This is a genomic window from Arthrobacter sp. CJL-S3, assembly GCF_056711635.1.
Genome location: NZ_CM160046.1, coordinates 428,606 through 454,528 on the forward strand (window position 1 = coordinate 428,606; position 25,923 = coordinate 454,528).

General features: G+C 68.4%; 21 protein-coding genes, 3 tRNA genes and 1 pseudogene. 16 read left to right on the forward strand and 9 right to left on the reverse strand.

What is annotated here, in order from left to right; all coding sequences use genetic code 11:
- Positions 1 to 113 precede the first annotated feature (113 nt).
- The 4 genes from AC06G6_RS02025 to AC06G6_RS02040 all read left to right on the forward strand — a co-directional run bounded on the left by AC06G6_RS02025 (position 114) and on the right by AC06G6_RS02040 (position 5,317).
- Positions 114 to 1,814 carry a urocanate hydratase gene (locus AC06G6_RS02025; protein ID WP_479825877.1) on the forward strand — a complete coding sequence of 567 codons (1,701 nt, stop codon included), beginning with the start codon at positions 114 to 116 and terminating at the stop codon, positions 1,812 to 1,814.
- A 107-nt stretch (positions 1,815 to 1,921) separates the two neighbouring features.
- Positions 1,922 to 3,514, forward strand: coding sequence for a histidine ammonia-lyase (gene hutH / locus AC06G6_RS02030; protein WP_479825879.1), 1,593 nt, complete (start codon positions 1,922 to 1,924; stop codon positions 3,512 to 3,514).
- Positions 3,515 to 3,664: 150 nt separating this feature from the next.
- Positions 3,665 to 3,901: a hypothetical protein gene (locus AC06G6_RS02035; RefSeq protein ID WP_479825881.1), complete on the forward strand. Its 237-nt coding sequence runs from the start codon at positions 3,665 to 3,667 to the stop codon at positions 3,899 to 3,901.
- 111 nt (positions 3,902 to 4,012) lie between these two features.
- The gene (locus AC06G6_RS02040) at positions 4,013 to 5,317 is read left to right on the forward strand and encodes a cation:proton antiporter (RefSeq protein WP_479825883.1); all 1,305 of its coding nucleotides are present in this window, start codon (positions 4,013 to 4,015) and stop codon (positions 5,315 to 5,317) included.
- Here the strand turns inward: AC06G6_RS02040 and hutG are convergent.
- Both hutG and AC06G6_RS02050 read right to left on the reverse strand, forming a co-directional pair.
- Positions 5,232 to 6,302 carry a formimidoylglutamase gene (gene hutG, locus AC06G6_RS02045; protein WP_479825885.1) on the reverse strand — a complete coding sequence of 357 codons (1,071 nt, stop codon included), beginning with the start codon at positions 6,300 to 6,302 and terminating at the stop codon, positions 5,232 to 5,234. The two genes, AC06G6_RS02040 and hutG, sit on opposite strands and share 86 nt — an antisense overlap.
- A gap of 188 nt (positions 6,303 to 6,490) precedes the next feature.
- Positions 6,491 to 7,933, reverse strand: coding sequence for an NCS2 family permease (locus AC06G6_RS02050; protein WP_479828819.1), 1,443 nt, complete (start codon positions 7,931 to 7,933; stop codon positions 6,491 to 6,493).
- 119 nt (positions 7,934 to 8,052) lie between these two features.
- Between AC06G6_RS02050 and AC06G6_RS02055 the strand changes: the two genes are divergently transcribed.
- On the forward strand, positions 8,053 to 8,646 hold the full coding sequence (locus tag AC06G6_RS02055) for a copper resistance CopC family protein (protein WP_479825887.1): 594 nt from the start codon (positions 8,053 to 8,055) through the stop codon (positions 8,644 to 8,646).
- 64 nt (positions 8,647 to 8,710) lie between these two features.
- Here the strand turns inward: AC06G6_RS02055 and AC06G6_RS02060 are convergent, their stop codons facing one another.
- Positions 8,711 to 9,337 carry an FAD-binding protein gene (locus AC06G6_RS02060; RefSeq protein WP_479828821.1) on the reverse strand — a complete coding sequence of 209 codons (627 nt, stop codon included), beginning with the start codon at positions 9,335 to 9,337 and terminating at the stop codon, positions 8,711 to 8,713.
- 481 nt (positions 9,338 to 9,818) lie between these two features.
- On the opposite strand from AC06G6_RS02060, the gene AC06G6_RS02065 reads away from it, so the two are divergent.
- The 5 genes and pseudogenes from AC06G6_RS02065 (at position 9,819) to AC06G6_RS02085 (ending at position 16,767) form a co-directional block, all read left to right on the forward strand.
- Positions 9,819 to 10,856, forward strand: coding sequence for a universal stress protein (locus AC06G6_RS02065; RefSeq protein WP_479825889.1), 1,038 nt, complete (start codon positions 9,819 to 9,821; stop codon positions 10,854 to 10,856).
- 87 nt (positions 10,857 to 10,943) lie between these two features.
- Positions 10,944 to 13,701: pseudogene (locus AC06G6_RS02070) on the forward strand (PEP/pyruvate-binding domain-containing protein).
- Positions 13,702 to 13,726: 25 nt separating this feature from the next.
- Positions 13,727 to 14,893: a LolA family protein gene (locus tag AC06G6_RS02075; protein ID WP_479825891.1), complete on the forward strand. Its 1,167-nt coding sequence runs from the start codon at positions 13,727 to 13,729 to the stop codon at positions 14,891 to 14,893.
- Positions 14,894 to 14,936: 43 nt separating this feature from the next.
- Entirely contained in the window at positions 14,937 to 15,926 is a 990-nt protein-coding gene (locus AC06G6_RS02080) for an ABC transporter ATP-binding protein (protein ID WP_479825893.1), read from the forward strand.
- 13 nt (positions 15,927 to 15,939) lie between these two features.
- On the forward strand, positions 15,940 to 16,767 hold the full coding sequence (locus AC06G6_RS02085; RefSeq protein WP_479825895.1) for an ABC transporter permease: 828 nt from the start codon (positions 15,940 to 15,942) through the stop codon (positions 16,765 to 16,767).
- Positions 16,768 to 16,801: 34 nt separating this feature from the next.
- Here AC06G6_RS02085 and AC06G6_RS02090 read toward each other — a convergent pair whose 3' ends face one another.
- From AC06G6_RS02090 to AC06G6_RS02105, 4 genes are all read right to left on the reverse strand, one after another.
- A complete protein-coding gene (locus tag AC06G6_RS02090) occupies positions 16,802 to 17,722 on the reverse strand; it encodes a cation diffusion facilitator family transporter (protein ID WP_479825897.1) in 921 nt (306 codons plus the stop codon).
- A gap of 10 nt (positions 17,723 to 17,732) precedes the next feature.
- Positions 17,733 to 18,092, reverse strand: coding sequence for a metallopeptidase family protein (locus tag AC06G6_RS02095; protein ID WP_479828822.1), 360 nt, complete (start codon positions 18,090 to 18,092; stop codon positions 17,733 to 17,735).
- A gap of 144 nt (positions 18,093 to 18,236) precedes the next feature.
- A complete protein-coding gene (locus AC06G6_RS02100; RefSeq protein ID WP_479825899.1) occupies positions 18,237 to 19,229 on the reverse strand; it encodes a DMT family transporter in 993 nt (330 codons plus the stop codon).
- Between the two features lie 97 nt (positions 19,230 to 19,326).
- Complete coding sequence (locus AC06G6_RS02105) at positions 19,327 to 20,208, reverse strand: ArgP/LysG family DNA-binding transcriptional regulator (RefSeq protein WP_479825902.1); 882 nt, start codon at positions 20,206 to 20,208, stop codon at positions 19,327 to 19,329.
- Positions 20,209 to 20,277: 69 nt separating this feature from the next.
- Here AC06G6_RS02105 and AC06G6_RS02110 point away from each other — a divergent pair, with 69 nt between their 5' ends.
- The 6 genes from AC06G6_RS02110 to AC06G6_RS02135 all read left to right on the forward strand — a co-directional run bounded on the left by AC06G6_RS02110 (position 20,278) and on the right by AC06G6_RS02135 (position 24,340).
- A complete protein-coding gene (locus AC06G6_RS02110) occupies positions 20,278 to 20,880 on the forward strand; it encodes a LysE/ArgO family amino acid transporter (protein ID WP_479825904.1) in 603 nt (200 codons plus the stop codon).
- Positions 20,881 to 20,932: 52 nt separating this feature from the next.
- Positions 20,933 to 21,571 (forward strand): FMN-binding negative transcriptional regulator, encoded by a 639-nt coding sequence (locus AC06G6_RS02115; RefSeq protein ID WP_479825907.1) that lies wholly within the window; start codon positions 20,933 to 20,935, stop codon positions 21,569 to 21,571.
- 157 nt (positions 21,572 to 21,728) lie between these two features.
- A tRNA-Glu gene (locus AC06G6_RS02120) sits at positions 21,729 to 21,801 on the forward strand.
- 96 nt (positions 21,802 to 21,897) lie between these two features.
- A tRNA-Asp gene (locus tag AC06G6_RS02125) sits at positions 21,898 to 21,971 on the forward strand.
- 48 nt (positions 21,972 to 22,019) lie between these two features.
- Positions 22,020 to 22,095 (forward strand) — tRNA-Phe (locus AC06G6_RS02130).
- Positions 22,096 to 22,885: 790 nt separating this feature from the next.
- Positions 22,886 to 24,340, forward strand: a complete 1,455-nt coding sequence (locus AC06G6_RS02135) for an FG-GAP-like repeat-containing protein (protein ID WP_479825910.1) — start codon at positions 22,886 to 22,888, stop codon at positions 24,338 to 24,340.
- Between the two features lie 363 nt (positions 24,341 to 24,703).
- Here the strand turns inward: AC06G6_RS02135 and AC06G6_RS02140 are convergent, their stop codons facing one another.
- The gene (locus AC06G6_RS02140; RefSeq protein ID WP_479825912.1) at positions 24,704 to 25,381 is read right to left on the reverse strand and encodes a hypothetical protein; all 678 of its coding nucleotides are present in this window, start codon (positions 25,379 to 25,381) and stop codon (positions 24,704 to 24,706) included.
- 107 nt (positions 25,382 to 25,488) lie between these two features.
- Positions 25,489 to 25,920, reverse strand: coding sequence for a hypothetical protein (locus AC06G6_RS02145; protein WP_479825913.1), 432 nt, complete (start codon positions 25,918 to 25,920; stop codon positions 25,489 to 25,491).
- Between the last annotated feature and the right edge of the window lie 3 nt (positions 25,921 to 25,923).

Sequence of the window (25,923 nt, forward strand, 5' to 3'; positions counted from 1 at the left end):
TCTGGAATCCCGGACAGCACCCCTCCGCGGGCCCTGTTTCCGGGGCCGCGGACAGGCTTTAGTTGATACAGAACCTCATTCCCCCGAACCATCGAGACACGAAGGAGCCCCCAATGGCACCCGCCGATTTCACCACCGGTGCCCGCCCGGTCAAAGCAGCCCGCGGCACCGAGCTCACCGCCAAGAGCTGGCAGACGGAAGCCCCGCTGCGCATGCTCATGAACAACCTGGATCCGGAGGTCGCCGAACGCCCCGATGACCTGGTGGTCTACGGTGGCACCGGCCGCGCCGTCCGGTCCTGGGCCGCGTTCGACGCGATCACCCGCACCCTGGAATCCATGGAAAAGGACGAGACCCTGCTGGTCCAGTCCGGCAAGCCGGTCGGGGTGTTCCGCACCAACGAATGGGCGCCGCGGGTGCTGCTGGCCAACTCCAACCTCGTCGGCGACTGGGCGAACTGGCCCGAGTTCCGCCGGCTTGAGGCCGAGGGCCTGATGATGTACGGCCAGATGACCGCCGGGTCCTGGATCTACATCGGCACCCAGGGCATCCTGCAGGGGACCTTCGAGACCTTCGCCGCGATCGCCCGCAAGCTCACCGGCGACGAAAACGGCACCCTCGCCGGCACCCTGACCCTCACCGGCGGCTGCGGCGGCATGGGCGGCGCGCAGCCGCTCGCCGTCACCCTGAACGACGGCGCCTGCCTGATCGTCGACGTCGACGAAAGCCACCTGCGCCGCCGCCTCGGCAAGCGCTACCTCGACGAGGTCGAGACCGACCTCGACGCCGCGATCGCCAAGGTCCTGGCGGCCAAGGAAGAGCGCCGCGGCTGGTCCGTCGGCTATGTCGGCAACGCCGCCACCGTCTTCCCGGAGATCCTGCGCCGCCACAACGCCGGGGAACTCACCGTGGACATCGTCACGGACCAGACCTCCGCGCACGACCCGCTGAGCTACCTGCCCGAGGGCATCACGGTCGGGGAATGGCACCGCGAGGCCGCGGCCGACCCGGAGGGCTTCACCAAGAAGGCCCAGGCCTCCATGGCCAAGCACGTCCAGGCCATGGTCGAATTCCAGGACGCCGGCGCCGAGGTGTTCGACTACGGCAACTCCATCCGCGACGAGGCCCGCAAGGGCGGCTACAGCCGCGCCTTCGAGTTCCCCGGCTTCGTCCCGGCGTACATCCGGCCGCTGTTCTGCGAGGGCATGGGCCCGTTCCGCTGGGTCGCTCTCTCCGGTGACCCGGAGGACATCGCGGTCACGGACCAGGCCATCAAGGAACTCTTCCCGGAGAACAAGCACCTGCACCGCTGGATCGACGCCGCCGCCGAGCGCGTCGAGTTCGAAGGCCTCCCGGCCCGCATCTGCTGGCTGGGCTACGGCGACCGCGCCAAGGCCGGGCTGCTGTTCAACCAACTCGTCAAGGAGGGCAAGGTCAAGGCGCCCATCGTGATCGGCCGCGACCACCTCGACTCCGGCTCCGTCGCGTCCCCGTACCGCGAAACCGAGGCGATGGCTGACGGCTCGGACGCCGTGGCCGACTGGCCGCTGCTGAACGCGCTGCTCAACACCGCCTCGGGCGCCACCTGGGTCTCCATCCACCACGGCGGCGGCGTCGGCATCGGCCGCTCCATCCACGCCGGCCAGGTCTCCGTCGCGGACGGCACCGATCTGGCCGCGCAGAAGCTCGAACGCCTGCTCACCAACGATCCCGGCATGGGCGTCATCCGCCACGTCGACGCCGGCTACGACCGCGCCGTCGAAGTCGCAGCCGAACGCGGCGTCCGCATCCCCATGCTCCCCGCGAGCCACTAACCCCGCTAACCAAGCCCCAACCCACATCGATTGCTCCGCAACTGCCGTTTTGAGCCCCCAAAAGGGCACCTGCGGAGCAATCGATGGGAAATAAACAGGAACATCCCATGACTGTCACCACGCACTCACCGCTCACCGTCACCCTCGGCTCCAGCGGCGTCACCCCCGAGGACGTCGTCGCCGTCGCCCGCCACGACGCCCGGGTGACCATCGCCCAGGACGCCCTCGACGCCGTCGCCAAGGTCCGCGCCCACATCGACAGCCTGGCCCACAGCGAGGTCCCCGCGTACGGCATCTCCACCGGCTTCGGGGCGCTGGCTAACCGGCACATCCCCGCCGAACTGCGCACCCAGCTGCAGAAGTCGCTGATCCGCAGCCACGCCGCCGGCATGGGCCCGGCCGTGGAACGCGAGGTGGTCCGCGGGATCATGTTCCTGCGCGCCAAGACCCTCGCGTCCGGCCGCACCGGCGTCCGCCCCGTGGTCCTGCAGACCATGGTGGACGTCCTCAACGCCGGCATCACCCCGGTGGTCCGCGAATTCGGCTCGCTCGGCTGCTCCGGCGACCTCGCCCCGCTGTCCCACTGCGCCCTCGTCCTGATGGGCGAAGGCGAAGCCACCGGCCCCGACGGCGAACTGTACGGCAGCAGAGACGGCCGCCTTGTCGCCGAACTCCTCGCCGCGCACGGGATCGAACCGGTCACACTGGCCGAGAAAGAGGGCCTGGCGCTGGTCAACGGCACCGAGGGCATGCTGGGCATGCTGCTGATGGCCATCGCGGACATCCGCCAGCTGCTCACGACGGCGGACATCACCGCCGCGCTCAGCGTCGAGGCGCTGCTCGGCACCGACCAGGTGTTCCTGCCCGAGCTGCACGCGGCGCTGCGCCCGCACCCGGGCCAGGCCGCCTCCGCCGACAACATGCTCCGGGTCCTGTCCGGCTCCCCGATCGTGGCCTCGCACCGGATCAACGACACCAAGGTCCAGGACGCCTACTCGCTGCGCTGCGCCCCCCAGGTGGCCGGCGCCGTCCGCGACACCGTGGACCACGCCGCCATGGTCGCCTCCCGCGAACTCGCCGCCGCGATCGACAACCCGGTGGTCCTGCCCGACGGCCGGGTCAGCTCCAACGGAAACTTCCACGGCGCCCCGGTCGGCTATGTGCTGGACTTCCTGGCGATCGCCGTCGCGGACCTGAGCTCCATCGCCGAGCGCCGGACCGACCGCATGCTGGACCCGGCCCGCTCGCACGGGCTGCCGGCGTTCCTGGCGGCGGACCCCGGCGTCGATTCAGGCCTGATGATCGCCCAGTACACCCAGGCCGGGCTGGTCTCGGACAACAAGCGGCTGGCTGTCCCGGCGTCGGTGGACTCGATCCCCAGCTCCGCGATGCAGGAGGACCACGTGTCGATGGGCTGGCACGCGGCCCGCAAGCTCCGCCGCGCCGTGGAGAACCTGCGCCGCGTCCTGGCGATCGAACTGGTGACCTCGGCGCGGGCACTCGACATCCGCACCCAGCTCTCCGGCGGCGAACTCACCCCGGGCCCCGCCGGCACCGCCGTGATCGCCGCGCTGCGCGACGTCGTCGACGGTCCCGGCACCGACCGGTTCCTGTCCCCGGAGCTGGAAGCGGCGGACCGCCTCGTCGCCTCGGGCAGGGTGCGGGCCGCGGCCGAATCCGCCGTCGGAAATCTCGCCTGAAGGAAAACAAAATTCAATCCGGGTGAACAATTTCCGCCGCCCCCGAAATAGTGGGCAATACGCCCGGCGGGGGCGCGGGAACTGTAGTACAAATGGAAAGTCACACCAACGACGTTGTGACCAGGAACATATACAAAGGGGTAAAAGTTCATGAAAGCACGGGGGACGGTAATGTCCAGGCGCCTGGCATCGGTCAGCGCAGTCACCGACTGGCGGAGCCTCAAAGCGGGGGACCGGGTCGAAATCCTTAAGCACGCCCAGGTTTTGGCGGCCGGTGAGGTCGAAGAAGTCTCACTGAGCGGCAACGTTCTCTGGCTGGTCCCGGAAGTCCCGTCCGAGACCCAGCTTTTCCTGAAATCCGACGGCGTTCAGGTGCGGCGCAGCTAGCCGCACCCGGTTTAGCGCCGTTCGCGCGTATCTTGGTGAGGGGGCGCCGTTCCGCAGGGACGGCGCCTCACTCATCCCCGGGCATCCGGGCCCCGGCAGGAGGAATACGCAGTGTTTGAGGCTCCCAGTATCATTTTTGCGGCGGCAGGCCTGGCCGTCTTCGCTGCTGCCCTCCTGCCCAAGCTGCTGCGCAATGCGCCGCTGTCCATGCCGATGGTCTTCCTGGCCGCCGGCATCCTCGCCTTCACGTTCATCCCGTCGCTGCCGGACCCGGACCCGCTGCAATACGGGGAGTTCACCACCCACCTGACCGAAATCTGCGTCATCATCTCGTTGATGGGCGCCGGCCTTGCGCTGGACCGCCCCGTGGGCAGGCGCGAATGGTCCACCACGTGGCGGATGCTGGGTGTGGCCATGCCGATCTGCATCGTTGCCCTCACCCTGCTGGGTCTCGGGGTGCTGGGGCTGGGGCTCGGAGCCGCGCTGCTGGTCGCGGCGGCGCTCGCGCCGACCGACCCCGTGCTGGCCTCGGAAGTCCAGGTGGGCGAGCCCGCCGACGACGAGGACGAAACCGAACGCGGCGAAGACGAGATCCGCTTCGGCCTCACCTCCGAGGCAGGCCTGAATGACGGCCTGGCTTTCCCGTTTGTCTACCTGGCCATCGCCATCAGCCTGGTGGGCCCCTCGCCGTCGGAGTGGTTCGTTTCCTGGTTCGCCACCGACGTCGTCTGGCGGATCGGCATGGGCGTGCTCCTTGGCTGGCTGGCCGGGAAGGCCCTGAGCCGGCTGTTCTTCTCCGCCCGGGACAGCATCCGGCTGTCCGGCCACTCCGAAGGGTTCGTGGCGCTGGCGGCGACCTTCCTGGCGTACGGGGTCACGGAAATGCTGGAAGGCTACGGGTTCATCGCCGTCTTTGTGTGTGCCGTGACCATCCGGGCCGCGGAACGCACGCACGGGTTCCACCGCGTGATGCACTCCTATGTGGAGCAGCTCGAACGGCTCATGACGGTGGTCATCCTGGTGCTCCTGGGCGGCGCGATCGCCCGGGGCCTGCTGGCCGGCATCGGCTGGGCGGAGGTCCTGGTGGCGCTGGCGTTCCTGCTGGTCGTCCGTCCGCTGGCCGGCTGGATCGGCCTGGCGCGGGGCAAGACCGGCCCGCGCGAACGGATCGCCATCGCCTTCTTTGGCATCCGCGGCATCGGCTCGCTCTATTACCTCGCCTACGCGCTGAGCAAGGGCGATTTCAACGCCCAGGCCGAGCAGCTGTGGGCCTTCATCGGCCTGGTGGTGGCAATGTCCATCGTGCTGCACGGGGCGACCACGGCACCGGTCATGAACCGGCTGGACCGGCTCCGCGAACGGAAGGCCGTGCGGCAGACAGGCGACGAGGGCAAGGCGCCGAAAACACCGATCTGACTTTGCCCGCGGTGCCCGCCGGGCCGCCGGCTGACCCCAGCAGCGTATTGATCAGCCGCGCGGCCACCTTCGCGGTGCGGGCATCGACGTCGAACGCCGGGTTTAGCTCCGCGACGTCGAGGTGCAGCAGCTTTCCGCTCGCGGCCACCTGGCGGCACACCGCGCTGATCACCGGCAACGGCACGCCGTACGCGGCCGGTGCGCTCACGCCGGGCGCCACCGAGGCCGGCAGCACGTCCAGGTCGATGGTCAGATACAGGGCGTCGACCTGCGCTAGGAACGCGGCCACAAACACGCGCGCGGCCTCGGCGGAGCAGTCCTCGTCCAGCAGGTAGTCCACGCCCAGCTCCCCGGCGGTCCGGAACAGCGCCCGGGTGTTGTTCGGCTCCGAGATCCCGACGACGGCGTACCTCAGTTCGCGGCCCGCGGCGGCTTCCGCGCGGGCCATCTGCAGGAACGGTGTCCCGGAACTGGGCACGGCCTCGTCGCGGAGGTCGAAGTGCGCGTCCAGGTTCAGCACCCCCACCCGCAGGCCCTCGCGGACCGCCGCCGAACCTGCCACGCCCAGGTAGCTCGCGAACGCGGTCTCGTGCCCGCCGCCCAGCACCACGGGAAGCTGCCCGGCGTCGAGCAGGCCGGTGATGGCGAAGCCGGCCCGCGCCTGACCTGCCTCCAGGGCATCCCCGGCCACCGTGACGTCACCGGCGTCGTGCACTTCCCGGCTGAGGTGGAAGGCGAGCGGACCGAGGGCGGCGCGGATCGCGGCGGGGGCCGCGGCGGCGCCGGTGCGGCCCTTGTTCCGGCGCACCCCGGCGTCGCTGCCGAAGCCGAGAATGACGGCGGGGCGGGCGGAGTCGGTGTGGACGCGGCGCGGGGTGTAGGGCGTGACGGCCTGCCACCAGCGGCGGTGCTCGGGGCCGTCGCCGTCGAACCGTCCGGTCCAGGGCTGCGGCGGGACATCAACGGCGGGCACGGGGGAAACCATGCCCCTAGCTCACCGCAGCCCGGCCCGGAAAACCAGCCGCGCCGCCGCCGGAGTGTCCGTAATCCCGGAATCGGCGCTCAAAGACCGCCTAAACACCGCTTAAACACCGCCGAGGTGACACTTCGCGCCCATGTTCTGCACAAACATGGGCGCGAAGTGCCACCTCGGCGGAGGGGGAGTGGAGGTGCCTAGTGCATCCCCAGCGCGGCCTCGATCGGGCCGATGGCGAAGAACAGCAGGAACGCCGCAGCCACAGCCCACATCAGCGGGTGCACCTCGCGCGCGCGGCCCTGGAAGGTGCGGATCAGGACGAAGGTGATGAAGCCGGCACCCAGCCCGTTGGCGATCGAGTACGTGAACGGCATCAGCGTGAAGGTCAGGAAGGCCGGGATCGCGATGCCCAGGTCCTGCCAGTCGATCTTGCCGACCTGGGAGACCATCATGAAGCCGACGACGACCAGCGCCGGGGCGACGGCCTCGAACGGCACGAGGTTGATCAGCGGGGTGAAGAACATGGCCACGAGGAACAGCAGACCGGTGACGACCGAGGCCAGGCCGGTCCGGGCGCCTTCACCGATGCCGGCGCCGGATTCGACGTAGATCTGGTTCGAGGAGACCGAGGCGCCGCCGCCGATGATCGCGCCGAGCGCGTCCACCTGCAGCACGCGGTCCACGTTGGGGATGTTGCCGTCCTTGTCGATGCTGCCGGCCTCCGTGGCCAGGCCCACCATGGTGCCCATGGCATCGAAGAAGATGCTGAGCAGGATCACGAACGCCAGCAGGGTCGCGGCGACAAAGCCGAGGTGCTCAAAGGCGCCGAACGGGTTGGCCTGCCCGATCAGCGACAGGTCAGGGGCCGCCCATTCGGAGAACGCCGGGGCCACGAGGGACCAGCCCTGCGGGTTGTAGGTCGTGCCGTCGAAGCTGGGGCCGATGTGCAGCGTGAATTCCAGGATCACGGACAGGATCGTCGAGGCGACGATGCCGATCAGGATCGCGCCCTTGACCTTGCGGACCACGAGGGCGATGGTCAGGATCAGGCCGAAGACAAAGACCAGGGTGGGCCAGCCCAGCAGCTTGCCGTCGAAGCCCAGGCCGACCGGCACGGTGGTGCCGGCAACGTCCGGGATGCGGCGCACGAAGCCGGCATTGACCAGGCCGATCAGGGCGATGAACAGGCCGATGCCCACGACGATCGCGGTCTTCAGCCCTTCCGGGACCGCCTTGAAGACCGCGGTCCGGAAGCCGGTCAGGACCAGGATCAGCATGGTGATGCCCGAGAGCATCACCAGGCCCATCATGTCCGGCCAGGTCAGGCCGGGGTTGGTGGCCACCGTGACGGCGACGAAGGCGTTGACGCCCAGACCCGTTGCCAGCGCGAAGGGGTGCTTGGCCCACGCGCCCATCAGGATGGTCAGGATGCCGGCCACAAAGGCGGTGACGGCGGCGACGGCGGGGAAGCCGAGGGTGGCGCCGGAGGAATCGGGACCGGAGAGGATCAGCGGGTTCAGCACCACGATGTAGCTCATGGCGAAGAACGTGGCGAAGCCTCCCCGGATCTCCCGCGACAAGTTCGACCCGCGCTCGGAGATCTTGAAATACCGGTCGAGTGCAGAGCCCTGCTTGAGCATTAGATCTTGCATTAGTCCTCCGGGAGTGATGTGTGTTCTCTATCCTATTTGGCGCCCGACGGCCGACCCCGCGTTTTCGCCTAGTCTGTAAGGAAGCCAACACTAGGAGCAGCTTTTCCATGCGCCTCATCCGCCAGCTTTCAAGTGCCCTCCTGGGCGCCGTGATCCTCGCCGCCGCCCTGCTGGGCGCGGTTGCCCCGGCCTCGGCCCACGATGCCGCCGAATCCACCAGCCCGGCCTCCGGCGCCACGGTGGCGGCGCCGCCGGAGCAGGTCTCGGTCACCTTCAACAAGAATCCGCTGGCGCTGGGGTCGCAGATCCTGGTGAACGATGCCGCCGGCACCAACTGGTCCGACGGCGCCGTCGAGATCGTGGACAACGTCGCCTCGCAGAAGCTCAAGGCCGGCGCCCCGGCCGGGACCTACACGGTGGTGTGGCGCGTCGTCAGCTCGGATTCACACCCGATCGAAGGCAGCTTCACGTTCACGGCCACAGCCGGAGCGGCGGGCTCGACGGCGGCTGCCGCGGTTCCCACGATGGGAACCGCCCAGCCGGGCATCACGCCGGCGCCGTCGCAGCCGGTCAGTTCCGCCGAGCCGTTCCCCTGGAGCATTGTGATCTTTGTCGGAACGGCCATCGGCATCCTGGTGGTCCTGGGCCTGATGGCCAAGAGCCGGCTCAAACCGGACACCGGCAGCGACACAAAAAGCTGACCGGAAGCGGCACCGTTTCCCCGCAGAACTCCGACACCGCATAACTCCGGGCGGCGCGCTGCGGCTAAGCCGGCGCGGCGAGATCGTAGTAGCCCGTGAGGGCGGCGGGAAAGCCGTCGGGGTGGACCTTGGCGGAGATCGCCTGGCCCACGACCTTCGCCTGGCGCAGCACTTCCTTCGGCGTCGGTGTGATGAGTTCGCCCACGCCCACCAGGTACATCCCGACGGCGTGCATGGCCGCCATCAGGTTCTGCCCCGCGGTCATGCCGAGCTCGGAGAGCATCCGGCGCAGCTGGCTGTGGGCGCAGCGCGTCAGGACGAGGTGGTCCGCCAGGAGGACGCCGCCGGGGGTGCGGACAGCCCACTGCTGGGCCGGGCCGGTGACGCCGGCGTCGACGTGGTCCAGCTGCAGGGCCCGGATGTTGTTCCGGACATCGAGCTTATGGCTGGCGGCGTAGTTCCGCAGGTGCCGGAGGATCTCGTTGCGCTCACGGAGGCTGGCGGCGTCGGCCGCGTCGCAGCGCTGCAGGGAGGAGGTGTTGGCCGGATGCCCGGCGCCCAGCAGATCGAGCCCGTCCACAATGATGGAGTCCACACCGCGTCGCTGCAGCTCGCTGGCAACCGCCAGCCCGGACAGGCCGGTGCCGATCACGACAGCTGCGGTCCGTTCGATACCACCGGACATAGGCATGGTCGACACTGCAGGGTCCCTCCTCGAATGGTGCCAGTCGCGGGGCCGATGCCCCGGACGCTTTCCGCTGCCCGCCCGAACACGGCTCCCACCGCATCAGCAGCAGGATTCGCGTTCTGAAACACGAGTCTCGGTTCAGCAACGCCTCGAAGACTACCTAACATTTCCGGGCTTGGATAGAGCAGCCGCCACATTGGCTTATCCGGGAATTTCCGGGCTTTTCGGGCGGCGCCGAGGGCCTTTTCCCGCGCCCTCCGGGGCCGCCGGCAGCCCTGTAAACACTGGGTAAAACCTGCGTGACGATCGCCGGTTCGGAGGCCCGACAGCGCGCTTGCTAGTTCCCCGAAATCCGAGAATAGTTGTAAGGACCAGGGGTTCTAGCCCGCGGATTATACGGGCGCGTCGCCGGTGGACGTTGCACGCGGACACGTCTGGCAGAATAGCCGCAACATCAGGCAAGAATCGCGAGGAGGCGGACCCCATGGGCCGAGAACAGGTGCATCCGGATCCGGCAGGGGACACCCCCGGCGGGTCCGCGGCTCCCCGGGGGATCGTGGTCGGCGTCGACGGTTCAGACCACAGCAAGTGCGCCCTGGTCTGGGCCGCCCGCGAAGCCGAGCGCCGCAATCGTCCGCTGCACATCGTGACTGCCTATTCCGTTCCGATCTTCGCGGCGTCAGGGCTTGACGGCGGTTATGCCACCGTTGATGATTCGGTGATCCGCGAAGGCGCTGAGGCCATCCTGAAGCAGGCCGTGAACAAGGTGGCCGGGTACCTGATCGACGTCGACGCCTCCGTCGAGAACGGCGATGCCTCCGGCGTCCTGCTGGAGATGTCCGAAACCGCCGAGCTGCTGGTCTTCGGCACCCGCGGCCGGGGCGGTTTCGTCGGCCGGCTGCTGGGCTCCGTCAGCAGCGCACTCCCCGCGCACTCCAAATGCCCCACGGTCACCGTTCCCCTAATCTGCGCCGACCGCCTGGGCGAGACCACCGACGACAAGCATGTCCTCGCGGAGCGGGCGAAGTCCGGCCACGTCCCCGTCGAAAACGTGGTGGTGGTAGGGGTCGACGGCTCCGAGCAGGCCCGCGTGGCGGTGTTGGAGGCAGCAGCGCAGGCCGAGCGGCTCTCGGCACCGCTGCGGGTGGTGTGCGCCGTCCCGCAGTACACCGGTTCCCTTGCCTGGGTTCCCGCGCCGATGGACCGTGACGCGCTCTTCGCCGACATCAGGACCCAGCTCGAGGCCGGCCGCGCCTGGATCAGGAGCCATTTTCCCCACCTCACAGTGGAGACGCAGCTCGTTGATGGCTCGCCCGTGGAGATCCTCGTCGAGGCCAGCCGGCATGTGGAACTGGTGGTCGTCGGCACCCGCGGACGCGGCGGCTTCGCCGGGATGCTGCTCGGGTCCACCTCGGACGGGATCCTGCACCACGCCAAGGGCCCCGTCATGGTGGTCCCGGACCGGGACGATCCCCGGCTGGCGGACCGGGTGAATTTCGGACCCGTCCTCGGCGATTCATAGCCCTGACTGGCCCGGTCCGGGCCGGCCAGAGACGGGCCCGGACCCGGCCGGGACGGAAGGCTTCCTCGCTGAAGGGAGGGCCGGCAGGTGACGCAGCTGGTGCTCGCACTGGAACTGGCCGGCGCGGAGCTGCTGCCCGACGTCGGCGGCAAGGCGGCCAACCTCGGTGAGCTGCGGCGGGCCGGGCTGCCGGTTCCGGCCGGTTTCTGCCTCACCACGCAGGCCTACCGGCGGGCCACGGCGCCCGCCGGGCTCGAGACCATCCACGCCGGACTGGCCGCGACGGCCCCGGAGGACCTTCCGGGGCTCGCCCGGCTGGCAACCGCCGCCCGGGCCCTGGTCCTGGCCGCTGACATCCCCGCTGACATTGCCGCGGCCGTCCGGGCCGCCTACACGGCACTGGGACCGGACGCGCCCGTGGCGGTGCGGTCCTCCGCGACCGCCGAGGACCTGCCGTTCGCCAGCTTCGCCGGCCAGCAGGACACCTACCTGAACGTCGTGGGCGCCGACGCCGTCCTGGCCGCAGTCCGGCAGTGCTGGGCGTCGCTCTGGACGGACCGCGCCGTGAGCTACCGCGCCACCCACGGGATCAGCCCCGCAGCGGTGTCGCTCGCCGTCGTGGTCCAGCAGATGGTGGACGCGGCCGTGGCCGGTGTCCTGTTTACCGCGAATCCGGTGACCGGACGGCGGCATGAGGCGGTCATCGACGCCAGCCCCGGGCTGGGCGAGGCCGTGGTGTCCGGGGCGGTCAACCCGGACCACTTCGTTGTCGACAGCGCCACGCGGCGGATCCTCGAGCGCCGGACCGGGAGCAAACGGGTGGCCGTCCGGCCGCTGCCGGGCGGCGGAACCGAACGGATCGAGCAGACCGGTTCCGGGTCCCGGCCCTGCCTGGACGATGCCCAGCTCCTGGCGCTGGAGCGGCTTGGCCGGCGCGCGGAGGTGCACTTTGGCGCGCCGCAGGACCTCGAATGGGCCATTGACGGCGGCGGAGCCGCGTGGCTGACACAGTCGCGGCCCATCACCACGCTCTACCCGCTGCCGGAGCCGCGTCGAGTCCGGGACGGGACACGCGTGTACCTGTGCTTCAGCCTGGCCCAGGGCCTGACCCGCCCGCTGACCCCGATGGGGCTGGCCGGCTTCCGGCTGATTGCCTCGTCCGTGGCACGGGCCGCGGGGTTCAATGTCCCCGTGCCGCACGACGGGCCGCCGCCCTACGTCCAGGCCGGCCAACGCCTCTTCTTCGATCTGACCCCGGCGGTGCGCAGCGCCGTGGGACGGGCCGTCGTGCCGCGGGTGTTCGACATTATGGAGGCCCGCTCCGCGGCCGTGCTGCGGCGGCTGTTCGCTGATCCCCGCTTGTCCGTCACCAGCAGGTCCCCCTGGCGGGTGCTGCGGCACGTCGGCCCGGTGGCGGCGCGGGCCCGAGTCCCGGAGTCCCTGCTCCGTGCGCTGTTCCGGCCCGAGGCCGCGCTGCGCCGGGCGGAACGGTTCGGCGAACGGTTCAGGGCCGCCCTCGTCGTGCCGGCCGGGTCCACCCCGGTGCAGCGGCTGGACCACGTGGAACGCATCCTCGGGCAGGAGCTCTTTCCGGTGGTGCCCAACATCCTGCCGCTGCCCGCCCTGGGCTTCGCGCTCCTGGCGGCCGCCGGCCGGCTGCTGGGACCCGCGGCCGGCCCGGGAGCGCTGCAGCCGGTGCTGCGGGGGCTCCCCAACAACGTGACCACCGAAATGGACCTGGCGCTCTGGCAGCTTGCCTCGGCCATCCGGGCGGACGCCGGATCCGCGGCCGTGTTCGGGGGTGCTGTGTTCGATGAAACCGGGGTTCCGGAGCTTGTCCGCCGCTACCGGGCCCGCGAGCTGCCCGCCGTCGTGCAGTCCGGGCTCGCCGGGTTCCTGGGCCGCTACGGGCACCGTGCCGTGGCGGAAATTGACCTCGGGATGCCGCGCTGGTCCGACGACCCGGCCCATATCCTCGGCGTCCTGGCCAACTACCTGCGGCTGGACGATCCCGGCCAGGCCCCGGACCGGCTGTTCAGCAAAGCGGCACGCGACGCCGAGACCCAGGTGGAGCGGCTTGCCGCCGCCGCGGGGGAGCGGGGCAGGCTGCGCGCAGCGCTGGTGCGGGCGGCGTTGAAACGCACCAGGATGTTTGCCGGGCTGCGGGAACTGCCGAAATACCACATCGTCGAGGCCCTGGCCGCGGTGCGCGGGCAGCTCCAGGCCATCGGGACCGAGCTCGCGTCCGCCGGCAGCATCACTGCAGCGGACGACGTCTTCTTCCTGGACCTGCCCGAGGTCCGCGAGGGCCTCGCGGGCAGGGAACTGCACTACGTCGTGGCGCAGCGCCGCGCAGCGTATGCCCAGGAACTGGGCCGCCCGGCACATCCCGCGGGTCCTGCTCTCGGACGGGACGGAACCTGAGGCGCTGCAGGCCTCCGCCGCAGGGACGGAGGCCGGACCCGCAGGCCTGCTGACCGGCACCCCGGCGTCGGCGGGCACGGTCACCGCCCCGGCCCGCGTCATCCTGGAGCCGCAGGGCTCGCACCTGGAGCCGGGCGAGATCCTCGTGGCGCCGTCCACGGACCCGGGCTGGACGCCGCTGTTCCTGACCGCCGGCGGACTGGTAATGGAAATGGGCGGCCCCAACTCGCACGGCGCCGTCGTCGCCCGCGAGTACGGGATCCCGGCAGTGGTCGGGGTTCCGGACGCCACCTCGCTGATCGCCACCGGGCACAGCGTCACGGTCGACGGCGCCGCCGGCACCGTCAAACAGGGCCGCCCGGACCAATCCGCCGGGGAAGGGGTGAAACGGGGCAATCCCGGGCGTAGTGTTGAATCATGAACTGCAAGGTTGGAGCGCGGTTACGATGACGCGCAAGTGGCTGCGTTGGATGCCCGCCGCGGTGGTGCCCGCCGTGATCGCGGCCGGTGTCCTGTCCGGAACCCTTCCCGCGAGCGCAGGAGACCCGCTGCCGGAGAAGACCCCGCAGCAGGTGCTGCTGATGGTCGCCCAGCACGGCGAGAAATCCCTGTCCGGGACGCTGGAACAAACCTCCGAGATGGGCCTGCCGGCACTTCCGAAGGCCGGTGCCGGATCCCCGGAGACCGCCTGGCTGGAACTGCTGACAGGACCGCACACGGCCCGCGTCTACCTGGACGGGCCGGAGAAGGCCCGGGTGCAGGTCATGGACCGGATGGCGGAACGGAACGCGGTCCGGAACGGTGACGAGTTCTGGTTCTACAACTCCAAGGACAACACGGCCGCCCACGCCCAGCTGCCCGCCGATGCTGACGGCCGCCACGAATCGCGTCCCGGAACCGTGGCCACCCCCGAGGAACTGGCCGACAAACTGCTCGCCAAGCTCGACGCGAGCACCGACGTGACCGTCGGACCGGACGTCCAGGTCGCCGGACGGGCAGCCTACAATCTCCTGCTGACCCCGACGTCGGAGGCCACCCTGGTGGAATCCGTCGCCATCGCGGTCGACGGTGAAAGCGGACTTCCGCTCGGCGTGGAAGTGAAGGCGCGGGGACAGGCCGAGCCGGCCTTCAGCGTCGCCTACACGAGCCTCACCCTTGAGGCCCCGGATGCCGCCATCTTCAACTTCACCCCGCCGCCCGGGGCCACCGTGGAGGAAATCCCGGTGCCGGACCACAAGGCTGCCGCCGCCCTGCCGCCGTCGGACGCCGCCGCGGCGAAGGCTGCGAAGGCTGCGAAGCGGCCGACCGTCACCGGCACGGGCTGGGCCTCGGTGCTTGAATTCCCGGCCGGGGCCGTGGCGCTGCCGGGCCCGGCACAGCTTCAGGACGGAACCCCGGATCCTGCGGCCGCCAACCCGCTGCAGCCTGCAACCCCGGACCAGGAGGAAAACGGGTCCGGCGCGGCCGCCCTGCTGGAACAGGCCGCAGTCGCCGTCCCCGGCGGGCGGCTCGTCTCGACGTCGCTGCTGAATGTGCTGATCCTCGACGACGGGCGCATCCTCGCCGGTTCCGTGCCGTTGGAGCGGCTCCAGGCCGCCGCGACGCCGCGGTGAACGACTTGGTGAACAACCCGTTGAACCGCCCGGTGTCCGCCGCGTGACCGCCGCCGCGCCGGCGACGGACCTGAGCATCGAGACGACCGGTCTCAGCAAGCGCTTCGGCCACCAGCTGGCGGTCGACAGCGTTGACCTGGCCGTGCCCAAGGGGTCCGTCTTCGGCTTCCTGGGTCCCAATGGCTCGGGAAAGACCACCACGATCCGGCTCATGCTCGGTCTCGCCGCACCCACGGGTGGCTCGGTCCGGCTCCTCGGCGAGGAAATGCCGCGGCAACTGCACGGCGTGCTGCCCCGCGTGGGTGCCCTGGTCGAGGGACCGGCGTTCTATCCTTTCCTCTCCGGCGCGGCCAACCTGCACCGGTTCGACGCCGCCGACCCGCATGTTCCCGCGGCCACGCGGAAGGCGCGGGTCCAGTCGGCGCTGGAGCGGGTGGGGCTGACGCATGCCGCGGACAAAAAGGTCCGCGCCTATTCGCTGGGCATGAAGCAGAGGCTCGGCATCGCCAATGCCCTGCTCGCCCCCCGGGACCTGTTGATTCTGGACGAACCCACGAACGGGCTGGATCCGCAGGGCACCCGGGAAGTCCGCAGCCTGGTCCGCTCGCTCGCGGCCGACGGCGCCACCGTGTTTGTCTCCAGCCACCTGCTGGCCGAGGTGGAACAGATCTGCACCCACGCCGCCATCATGAGCGCGGGCCGGCTGGTGGCGCAGGGAACCCTGGAGGAACTGCGCCAGGGCGGGCAGGCACGGATCCGGGTCCTGACGCCCGACGCGGGGACCGCGGCCGACGTGCTGGCCCGGCTGGGCCTGAGCGCGGCCACAGGTTCCGGCAGCGCAGTGCACGGCGGCGGAGAGGTGCTCTACGCGCCGCTCCCCGAGGCGGCAGGGAACGGAGCCGTGGCACCGGAAGCGGTGGTGGCCGCCCTGGTGGCGGCCGGCGTCCGGGTCCGGGGCTTCGCCACCGAGCAGGTCAGCCTGGAGGACCGCTTCGTGGCGCTGACGGGGGAGGGCTTTGACGTTGTCCAGTAAAGAATCCGCGTCCATGCCGCGGGGGCAGTGGGGCCGCGGTCTGCTCGCGTCCGAGCTGGGGGTGCTCTTCCGCCGCCGCAGGACCTGGGCGATGATGTGCGCCCTGGCGGCCATCCCGATCCTGATCGCCGTGGCGGTGCGGCTGTCCTCCGCCGTGCCGCCGGGCCGGGGACCGGCGTTCCTGGACCGCATTACGCAGAACGGCTTGTTCGTGGGCGTGACCGCCATGCTGGTTTCCGTCCCGCTGTTCCTGCCGCTGACCGTGGGGGTGGTGGCCGGCGACACCGTGGCCGGCGAAGCCGGGCTGGGGACGCTGCGGTACCTGCTCGTGGCGCCCGCGGGCCGGATCCGGCTGCTGCTCGTGAAATACGCCGGGGCCGTGGCCTTCGCCGTCGCGGCGCCGCTCGTGGTGGCGCTGGTCGGGGCCAGCATCGGTGCGGCGCTCTTCCCCGTGGGGCCGGTCACGCTGCTGTCCGGGGATTCGATCGGGGCAGCGGAGGCGCTGCAGCGGCTGCTGCTGATTGCCGCCTATCTTGCCGTGTCGCTGACGGGACTCTCGGCGATCGGGCTCTTTATGTCCACCCTCACGGACGTCCCCGTGGGCGCGATGGCGTCCACGGTGGTGCTCTCGGTGGTCTCGCAGGTCCTCGACGCGCTGCCGCAGCTGGAATGGCTGCACCCGTGGCTGTTCAGCCACTACTGGCTGGACTTCGGCGACCTGCTCCGCCAGCCCGTTGCGTGGGATTCCTTCCTCACCAATGCACTCCTGCAGGGCGGCTACGTCGCCGTGTTCGGGGCCCTCGCCTACGGCCGGTTCGTCACCAAGGACGTGCTCTCCTGACAGGGGACTCCGGCCGGTAATGCGGGGCCGGGGCTCAGGCGTGCTGGTGGGACTCGTGCTCCGCGTGGGAGACCGGTTCCAGCTGGAACGTGCAGTGCTCGGTGTCGAAATGCGAGCCCAGGCAGCTCACGAGCTTGTCCAGGATCTGGTCGGCGCCGCGGGCACCGAGGGCCGAATCCTCCACCACCACGTGGGCGGAAAACACGGGCACACCGGAGGTGATGGTCCAGATGTGAATGTCGTGCACGGACACCACACCCTCCACCGCAAGGATGTGCTCACGGATCATCTGCACTTCCACGCCCTTGGGGGTCGCCTCGAGCAGCACGTCCACCACATCGCGGAGCAGGTGCCAGGCCCGCGGCAGGATCATCAGCGCGATGACGATCGAGGCGATGGTGTCCGCCGTCTGGAAGCCGGTAACCATGATGACCACGGCGGCGGCGATGACGGCGAAGGAGCCGAGCAGGTCGCCGAGGACCTCAAGGTAGGCGCCGCGGACGTTCAGGCTCTCCTTCTGGGCGCCGCGGAGGATCAGCAGGGACACGAGGTTGGCGACGGCGCCGAGGACGGCCGCGGCAAGCATGACGTCGGTCTGCACCTCGGGGGCGGAGCCGAGCCGGCGGATCGCCTCCGTGAAGATGACCACCGAGATCACAATCAGGACCAGGGCGTTGGCCAGGGCGGCCAGCACCTCGGCGCGCTGGTAGCCGTAGGTGCGCTGCTCGCTCGCCGGCCGGGCGGCGATCCAGGCGGCCAGCAGGGCGATGAAGACCCCTGCCGCGTCGGACAGCATGTGGCCGGCGTCGGCCAGCAGGGCCAGGGAGCCGGAAATCAGCGCGCCGACAATCTGGATCAGGACGACGGCGAGGGTGATGGCCAGGACGGCGACCAGGCGCTTCCGGTGCTTGGCCGTGCCGGTCAGGCCGTGTGCGTGGCTGTGGTCGTGTCCCATGCCTACAAGGCTAGCCCCAGCCGAGCTCATGCAGGCGATCGTCGCTGATGCCGAAGTGGTGTGCGATCTCGTGGACCACGGTGACCGTCACCTCGTCGATGACGTCCTCGCGTGTTTCGCAGATGTCCAGGATCGGCTGGCGGTAGATGGTGATGCGGTCCGGCAGCGAGCCGGCGTCCCACCATGAGTCCCGTTCGGTCAGGGGGACGCCCTCGTAGAGGCCCAGCAGCACGGTGTCCGGATCCTCGCCGGGCTGGGGGGTGTAGTCGTCCTCGATGAAGATGGCCACGTTGTTCATGGTCTTGGCGAGGTCCGGCGGGATCCGGTCCAGGGCGTCGCTCACCGCGGCCTCGAAGTCGGTCTCGGACATCGGGAACGGCACGTGGTCGTGGCCGCCGCCGTTCCCGCCGTGGCCGTTCCCGCCGTGGCCGTTCCCGCCGTCGTCCGGGGTGTCCGGGATGATCGGGAGGCCTGGCGGCAGGGAGGCGGGCATAGCTGAAACTCTAGCGCCGAATCAGCGGGACCGGCGCCGCGTCAGCCCCACTCCCACGAGGCAGATCGCGCCGCCGACGAGGCCCCAGACTGTGGGGATCTCGCCGAGCACCAGCCAGGAGATCAGGATCGTGGTGCCGGGCACCAGATAGGTGGTCGCGGCGAGCCGGCCGGCGTCGATCAGCGACAGGGCATAGGCCCAGGTGGTGAAGGCGATCGCGGTGGGGAAAACGCCGAGGTAGACGAGGCCCAGGGTGGCCGGCAGCGGGGCCGCCTGCAGTTCGGAGATCAGCTGGCCGCTGAAGGGCAGGCAGCAGATGGCACCGACCATGATGCCGAACCAGGTGGCCTGGGCGGCGGGGAACTTCCGCAGCACCGGCTTCTGCACGATCACACTCACCGCGGCGAGGGCCGCCGCCAGCAGGCACAGCAGCACCCCGGCGACGTCCGCCGTCGACCGCTGGCCGGAACCCAGGGCGATGACCGCGACCCCGCCGAATGCGACGAGGCTGCCGATGATCAGCCAGCGCGGGAACCCCTCCTTGAGGATCACGCCGGCCATGATGGCGACCAGGATCGGGTTGACGTTGATGAGCAGGGCGGCCGTGCCGGCGTCGAGGAGGTGCTCCGCCGCGTTCAGCGCCACGTTGTAGCCGCCGAACCACATGACGCCGTAGGCCAGGATGGGCCACCATTCACGGCCCCGGGGGAGGTTGCGGGTCTTCAGGAGCTGCGGGAGCACCACCAGCCCCAGCACGACGGCGGCAATCGCCAGCCGGCCCAGGGTCAGGGAACCGGGGGAGAAGCTCGGTCCCACGGCGCGGATGCCCACAAAGGCGGACGCCCACAGCACCACGGTGACCACAACGGCGGCGAGGCCCAGCCGGCTGATCTGGCCCGGCTGCAGGGTCTTGGACGGGGGAGCGGGGGCGGGAGCGCGCGGCGGCACTTCGTGGGTGCCGTCCTGGTGCGTGCTGTCCGGCTGGGGGGAGCCTGTCTGGGCGGTTGTGGCCATGCTGCCAATCTAGTCCGCGCGGCGGCCCCGGGGCTGGCGGAAATCGGCCATGTCTAGTCGAGTTCCTGCCAACCGGGACGCCGCGGCACGGTCCGGTTCACCGGAGGGGGCGGGCGGCGGCCTGGATTGCCGCTGCGACGTCCTCGAGGGCCGCCGACCCGTGCCGCCACTGCTGCCAGTGGAGCGGCACGTCGACGTGCGCGGCGGGGTCCAGGGAGACCAGCGTGCGGCGCCTCAGTTCCTCCGACACTTCGATCTCGGGAAGCAGCCCCCAGCCCATCCCCCAGCGGATCGCTTCGCCGAACTCGTGGGCCGCCGGGACATAGTGCCGCGGCGGCTGCAGTGCCTGGCGGCTCACTGACCGCAGGTACCGGTCCTGCAGGTCGTCCTTGCGGTCGAAGATGATGACGGGGGCGGCGGCGAGGGTTTCCGGCGCTGCCCCCGCGGGGAACCACCGGGCGGCGAAGTCCGGGGTGCAGACCGGCAGGTAGCGCATGACGCCCAGACGCCGCGAGGAACAGCCCGGCGCCGCCTTGGCCGTGGTGGTGATGGCAGCGGCTGCGGCGCCGCTGCGGAGGAGCTCCAGCGAGTAGTCCTGGTCCTCGCGCAGAATCTCCAGCTGGACCCTGTCCGCCACGGCCGCCAGCCCGGGCAGCGCCCAGGTGTGCAGGGAATCGCTGTTGATGACCAGGGTCAGCCGGACGCTGGCGGGCTGTGCGCCGGGCTGCAGCTCTTCGGCCAGATCGGCGGAGAGCATGTCCAGCTGCCGGGCGAAGCGCACCACCGCGTGGCCGGAGGAGGTGAGTTCGACGGGGCGGGTCCGTTTCAGCACCGGCCGGCCGACGGCCACTTCGAGGGCGCGGACGCGCTGGCTCACCGCCGACGCCGTGACCCGGAGGTGGCTGGCGGCGGCCTCGAAGCTCCCGTGGGCCACAATGGCCGCGAGTGTCCGGGCCTGGTCCGGATGGATGTCAATCATTAGCCCATCTTATGTTGGCCAAGAATTATTAACTGGTTTCATGTTCCCGGGCGCTCTAGCGTGTAACCCGTGATCCTCTCTCTCCTTTCTGGCCTGGCAAGCGGGCTGTCCCTCATCGTCGCCATCGGTGCGCAGAACGCCTTCGTGCTTCGCCAGGGCGTCCAGCGCTCGCACGTGCTGCTGGTTGTTGCCGTGTGCGCCCTCTCCGACGTCCTGCTGATCGTGCTGGGCGTGGCCGGCATGGGCGTCCTCATCGAGCAGGCGCCCGGCGTTCTCGACGTCGTGCGCTGGGCCGGAGCCGCCTTCCTCCTGGCCTACGGCGGCATGGCCGCAGTGCGGGCAGTCCGCGGAACGCAGGGGTCCCAGCCGGTGATCGCGCAGCAGGGAACCTGGGCGGCCGCGCTGGGGACCTGCCTCGCGCTGACCTGGCTGAACCCCCACGTCTACCTGGACACCGTCCTGCTGCTGGGGTCCTTGGCCGGCACCCACGGCCCGGACGGGCGGTGGTGGTTTGCCGGCGGGGCTGGTCTGGGGAGCATCGCGTGGTTCGCGGCCCTCGGCGCCGGTGCCCGGTTCCTCGCGCCGGTGTTCGCCCGGCCGGGCAGCTGGCGCGTGCTCGACGGCGGCATCGCCCTGGTTATGGTCACCCTGGCTGTCATGCTCGTAGTCTGAGCTGATCAGCCGCCCCGCACCACACAACACCATTCGACAAAGGAAGCCCCCCATGTACGTCCCCACGCACTTCGCCGCCGACCAGGACGCCATCAATGAACTGCTCTCGAACCCGGGCGCAGCCAACCTGGTGACCTCAACGGAGCGCGGGCTGCTCGCGACGCTGCTGCCGTTCGTCTATGACCCGGAGGCCGGCGACCACGGGGCACTGCTGGGCCACCTCGCCCGGAACAACGACCAGTGGCTGATGCCGGCGCTGGGCGAATCCCTGGTCATCATCCAGCGCCACGATGCGTACATCTCCCCGTCGTGGTACGCGTCCAAGGCCGAACACGGGCGGGTGGTGCCCACGTGGAACTACACCACGGCGCACGTGTACGGCCGGCTGGTCATCCATGACGACCCGGCCTGGGTGGAAGACCTGGTCCGGCGGCTGACCACACTGCACGAAGCGTCGTCCGCAAAGCCCTGGACCGTGGACGATGCGCCCGCGCGCTACGTCGCCGGGCAGCTCCGGGCGATTGTCGGCGTCGAACTTGTCATCACGAGGGTGGAGGCGAAGCGGAAGCTGAGCCAGAACCGGCCGACGGCCGATGTGGACGGCGTCATCGCGGGACTGCGGGCCAAGGGCGACCTGGAGTCGGCCGGTGACGTGGAGCGGGCGCAGCAGGAGTTGGGCCGGCGGGACTGAGCGCCCGGAGGGCGGCGACCTCCGATTTTGGATAATCCGGGGGTCTGCCCTTATAGTTTTATAGTCCAGTTCGGAGGAACCCGAAAGGACAAAAACTAACGGCTTCGGCCCTTAATTTTTGTCTTTGTTTCAGTGGGGTCAACCGAATGGCGTTCTGGCCCCCATCGTCTAGCGGCCTAGGACACCGCCCTTTCACGGCGGCGGCACGGGTTCGAATCCCGTTGGGGGTACGCAAGGAACTGGTCCAACCGGGTGTGAAAGTCTGGTAGGCTAAAGGCCTTGAAAATTTGCAGTAGCGATACTGCAGAGAAGCAAGAAAATAGCAAGGCCCTGTAGCGCAGTTGGTTAGCGCGCCGCCCTGTCACGGCGGAGGTCGCGGGTTCAAGTCCCGTCAGGGTCGCTCTGATTGCCAGAAGAAATTCCGGCTCTCATGGTGACATGTCACCTAGGCTCTGTAGCTCAGTTGGTAGAGCGTTCGACTGAAAATCGAAAGGTCACCGGATCGACGCCGGTCGGAGCCACCAGCTAGAACCCCGCAGTTTCCAGTGTTTACACGGGAACGGCGGGGTTTTTTCGTTGTGCGGGGAAGCCGGCGATTCAGTCTGAATCAGGGCGAATCAGCCAAGATCGGGAACAGACCTCTGGTATCCCCTTGGTAGGACCCTTGCTGTCGTGAGGCCACCCGCGCCGACATGCCAGGGGCTCCGGCCCATTGCATGCCGAGGCATGGCCCCCTCGAAGGAGCGCGCCCAGGCTACGCATGCCAGGACAGCGGCTCTCGTCGCATATCACCCTTGATCGAAGCGTCCTCTGACGACCGTGAAGGCGAGCTGGACATGCGGTTGGTGGATTCCGTCATGACTCCAGCGGGCGTGACCAAGGTCAGCGCGCGGCTGAGCTGCTGGCCAACTAGGACGGCATCTGCGGCGGCCCGGTGACACGGGAGCCGGACCGGGTACGCGGTGGGAGCCCTCAGACACTGCATCAGGGAGCGCGAAGGCGCGGCCCGCCGTGGGCTCGCGCCGCGCCTTCGAGCTGCTCCGGGACACCCTGGACTTGTTTTGTTTGGCGCTGTCCACGCTTCGGCGACTTGACCTTGATCCGGCTTGCTCCGAATTGTGATAGTCCTCAGTACATTTCCAAATATGGTGGCCCCGTCCGGGGTGGTTGAATAAGTGGTTCAGATGGTTGGTGGGCGAGGTCTCGGCAAACGGAGCCAGTTCTCGTAATTAGAAATCGACGCGGCCAGGAATACGGATTCCACCTGTAGGATCCTGCCTAAGATTCTAGTTACTAACGCAATTTGGGGGTTCGGTGAGCAGGTTTGCTCGTTTTCTGGGTTTGGCATTGGCAGTTTTCCTCGCCGTTAGCGGTGCCGCACTCCCCGCGGCGGCCGCCGATAGCGCAGATACGACACCCCCCGTTCTCACCTACGTCGAATTGATGACACCGACGACGGTTGGGCCTGGACAGTATCCGCGGATTAAGTGGATCGCCACCGACGACAACCGCGTCGGTAGCATAATATTTTGGGTTCGTTGCCCTGATGGCAAGTACAAACTGTTCAGCACGTCGGGCTCGAGTACGGTCGGGAGGGAGTCATTCGGTGAAACCTGGGGGTCTGGGATGGTCAGCAAAAATGCTGGCTGGCCGGCAGGAGAATACGTTGTCGAATCCGCGTGGTTTAGTGACTCGGCCGGAAACGTCGCTAATACCGCAGACGACGCCAGCACCCTCGGCCCCGGTGTCAATCTGGAATCTCTGAATTTCACAGTCGAGTACCCGCTGGAGGAAGTTACGCCTTCGGCGGTGACGTTCCCGAACAACACATACACAGTTCCGGTTACCAACGGTGTTGACTATTTCGTCGGCGGCGACATTATTCCCCCAGGAACGTATTCGGCCTGGAGCACAGTCACGGTGACTGCAAGAGCTCAGGACGGTTACGTCTTGGCTCCGGGCGCCACCTCGAGTTGGACGACGATATTCCCTTCGCCTGTGCCAGGTTCGTCGATGCGGTTGAACGATTTCACCAACGACAAGAAGACGGACGTAATCGCCCGGGACGCCTCGGGTCAGTTGTGGCTCTACCCCGGAACAGGGGCCGGCGACTGGTTCAAACGGATCGACCTCGGCAGCGGCTGGAACGTCATGACCTCCATTGTCAGCGCCGGAGACTTCAACGGCGACGACAAGGCAGATGTCATCGCCCGTGACACCGCCGGCGAATTGTGGTTCTACCCGGGCACCGGCAACGGCGACTGGTCCACACGCCAAAACATGGGCGGCGGATGGAACGTCATGACCTCCATCGTCGCCCCCGGTGACTTCAACGCCGACGGCCGACCCGACCTGATCGCCAGAGACAGCAGCGGCGAACTGTGGCTGTACCGGAGCAACGGAGAAGGTGACTGGCACAAGCGCGTGGACCTCGGCGGCGGGTGGAACACTATGAACTCCATCGTGGCGCCCGGGGATTTCAACTCCGACGGCAGGGTGGACTTGGTCGCCCGCGACACCAACGGCCGAGTCTGGGTCTATCCGGGTAATGGGTCGAACGAATGGTTCAAACGTGTGGATCTCGGCGCCGGCTGGAACACCATGAACGCCATCACCGCTCCCGGGGACATGAACGGCGACGGCCGGCCCGACGTCATCGCCCGTGACGCCACCGGTGAACTCTGGCTCTACCCGAACAACGGTAAAGGTGACTGGTTCAAGCGCATCGACCTCGGTCCGGGCTGGAACCCCATGACCGCGATTCTGTAAACGTACGCTCCGGCAGAAGAGCCCCGCATCCGCATCGGATGAGGGGCTCTTTTCTCATGGGTCATGATCATACAGATGGCGACGCCTCGGATTCAGCCCCCGACGCCACCGGCCCCACGTTCAATGCGCTGTTCAACGGGCCAATCTGGACAGAAGCCGGTAAGCGTCACTCGCGGTCGCGGGATCGGTCGGACTGAGGAAGCGCGGCGTCCCCGCTCGAGGTCGGGTTCAAGCGTTGGCCTAAGGTTTTGGAGCAGAGCATTCTGTGGGGCGACTAAATAACCTCCGGGCTGCCGACGGTATGCCCGATCGGCAGTGGCCGTCACGAAATCAAACTTTCTGCAGTTGACTGCGCCGGCGGCGTCAGTCGCTCGTCTGTGACGATTCCGACCAATACCGTGTGAATGAGGTGGGGTAGGGCCGTCGCTTCGTTCGTGGAGCGAAGTCCGTGTCCATGGCGTCGACTATTTTTAGCTGTCCGCGCGCATCAACCAGCTTCGCAAGGTCGGACTCTCTCAACTGCTCGATCAACCTTTGCCGGACTGGCTCTATCACCTCGAAGAGGAGATCGTCCATCACTTCGATGAGTTCCCGGAAACGCTCAACTAGCGGAGGAGGCAGTGTCTGCGACGCGGTCGCTGCCGTAACATCCCGCAAGCGAAGCGTTGCGGTATCGAGGAAAGCCACCGGGAAGGTCGTCGCGAGGTTCGACTGAGAGTGGGCAACTGTGGTGTTCCTGAATGCCCCAACCAGCCCGTGTATGTCTGAGTGCTGGTCGGGGATGGCGATGTGCTCGGTCAGTGGCTTTCTCACGTTCGAGGGGAAATACGTGCGACAGTATGCGACGACGGCGAAGGCGATAAGGTAAGCCCGCGCGTCCTCCAACTCCGATCCATCGCCTCGGGACCCAGCCGCGAGATCAAGGGCATGGCGAGCCTCAGCCAGATCAGCTCCGTAGCTCGACAACTCGACGAACAACCGCGCATCTTCGGAGTCCGGTATCGTTACGATCTTGAAAACTGGGTCCTCAGCATTGTCCACCGAATTATCATCGCCTGAATCGATCAGCTGGGCGATCGATTCGAGAGTGTCGGATCGTGGCGGGGCTCGAAAACAGCCAGCATTCCCGGCGTGGGCGAAACCCCAGGCTAGACGTAGCGGATACTGGTCAGCATTGTTTTGAGCTGGCCGTATTGCTGGCTTGTCATCCATGCTTTTGCACTCTCCAGGGAGTTGAATGCAGGTGTGCCAAATTCAACATATGCCTCGGATGCACCATTTCCTGCAATGCGGACATAGCTGCCGGAAGTGCCCTCACCGTTAGTGACAAGCTCTGCGCTCATGTTGCCCATGCGGTAGTGGACTGATTGGTCAACGGGATGCTCATATTTAATGAAGGCAAAAACGGTGTCACTATCCCTGGCAGTGAAATTCGGGACGGGCTGGGAATCCAGAACTGTCAGCAATGATGCTCCTGCTGCGCCACCACCGTATCCACCGCTGGTGATGACTGAAACCTTGTTGCCTTTGTCATCGTAAATGTGGGCTTCTACTGACTTTGCCTTGTCTGTTTCATTCACATA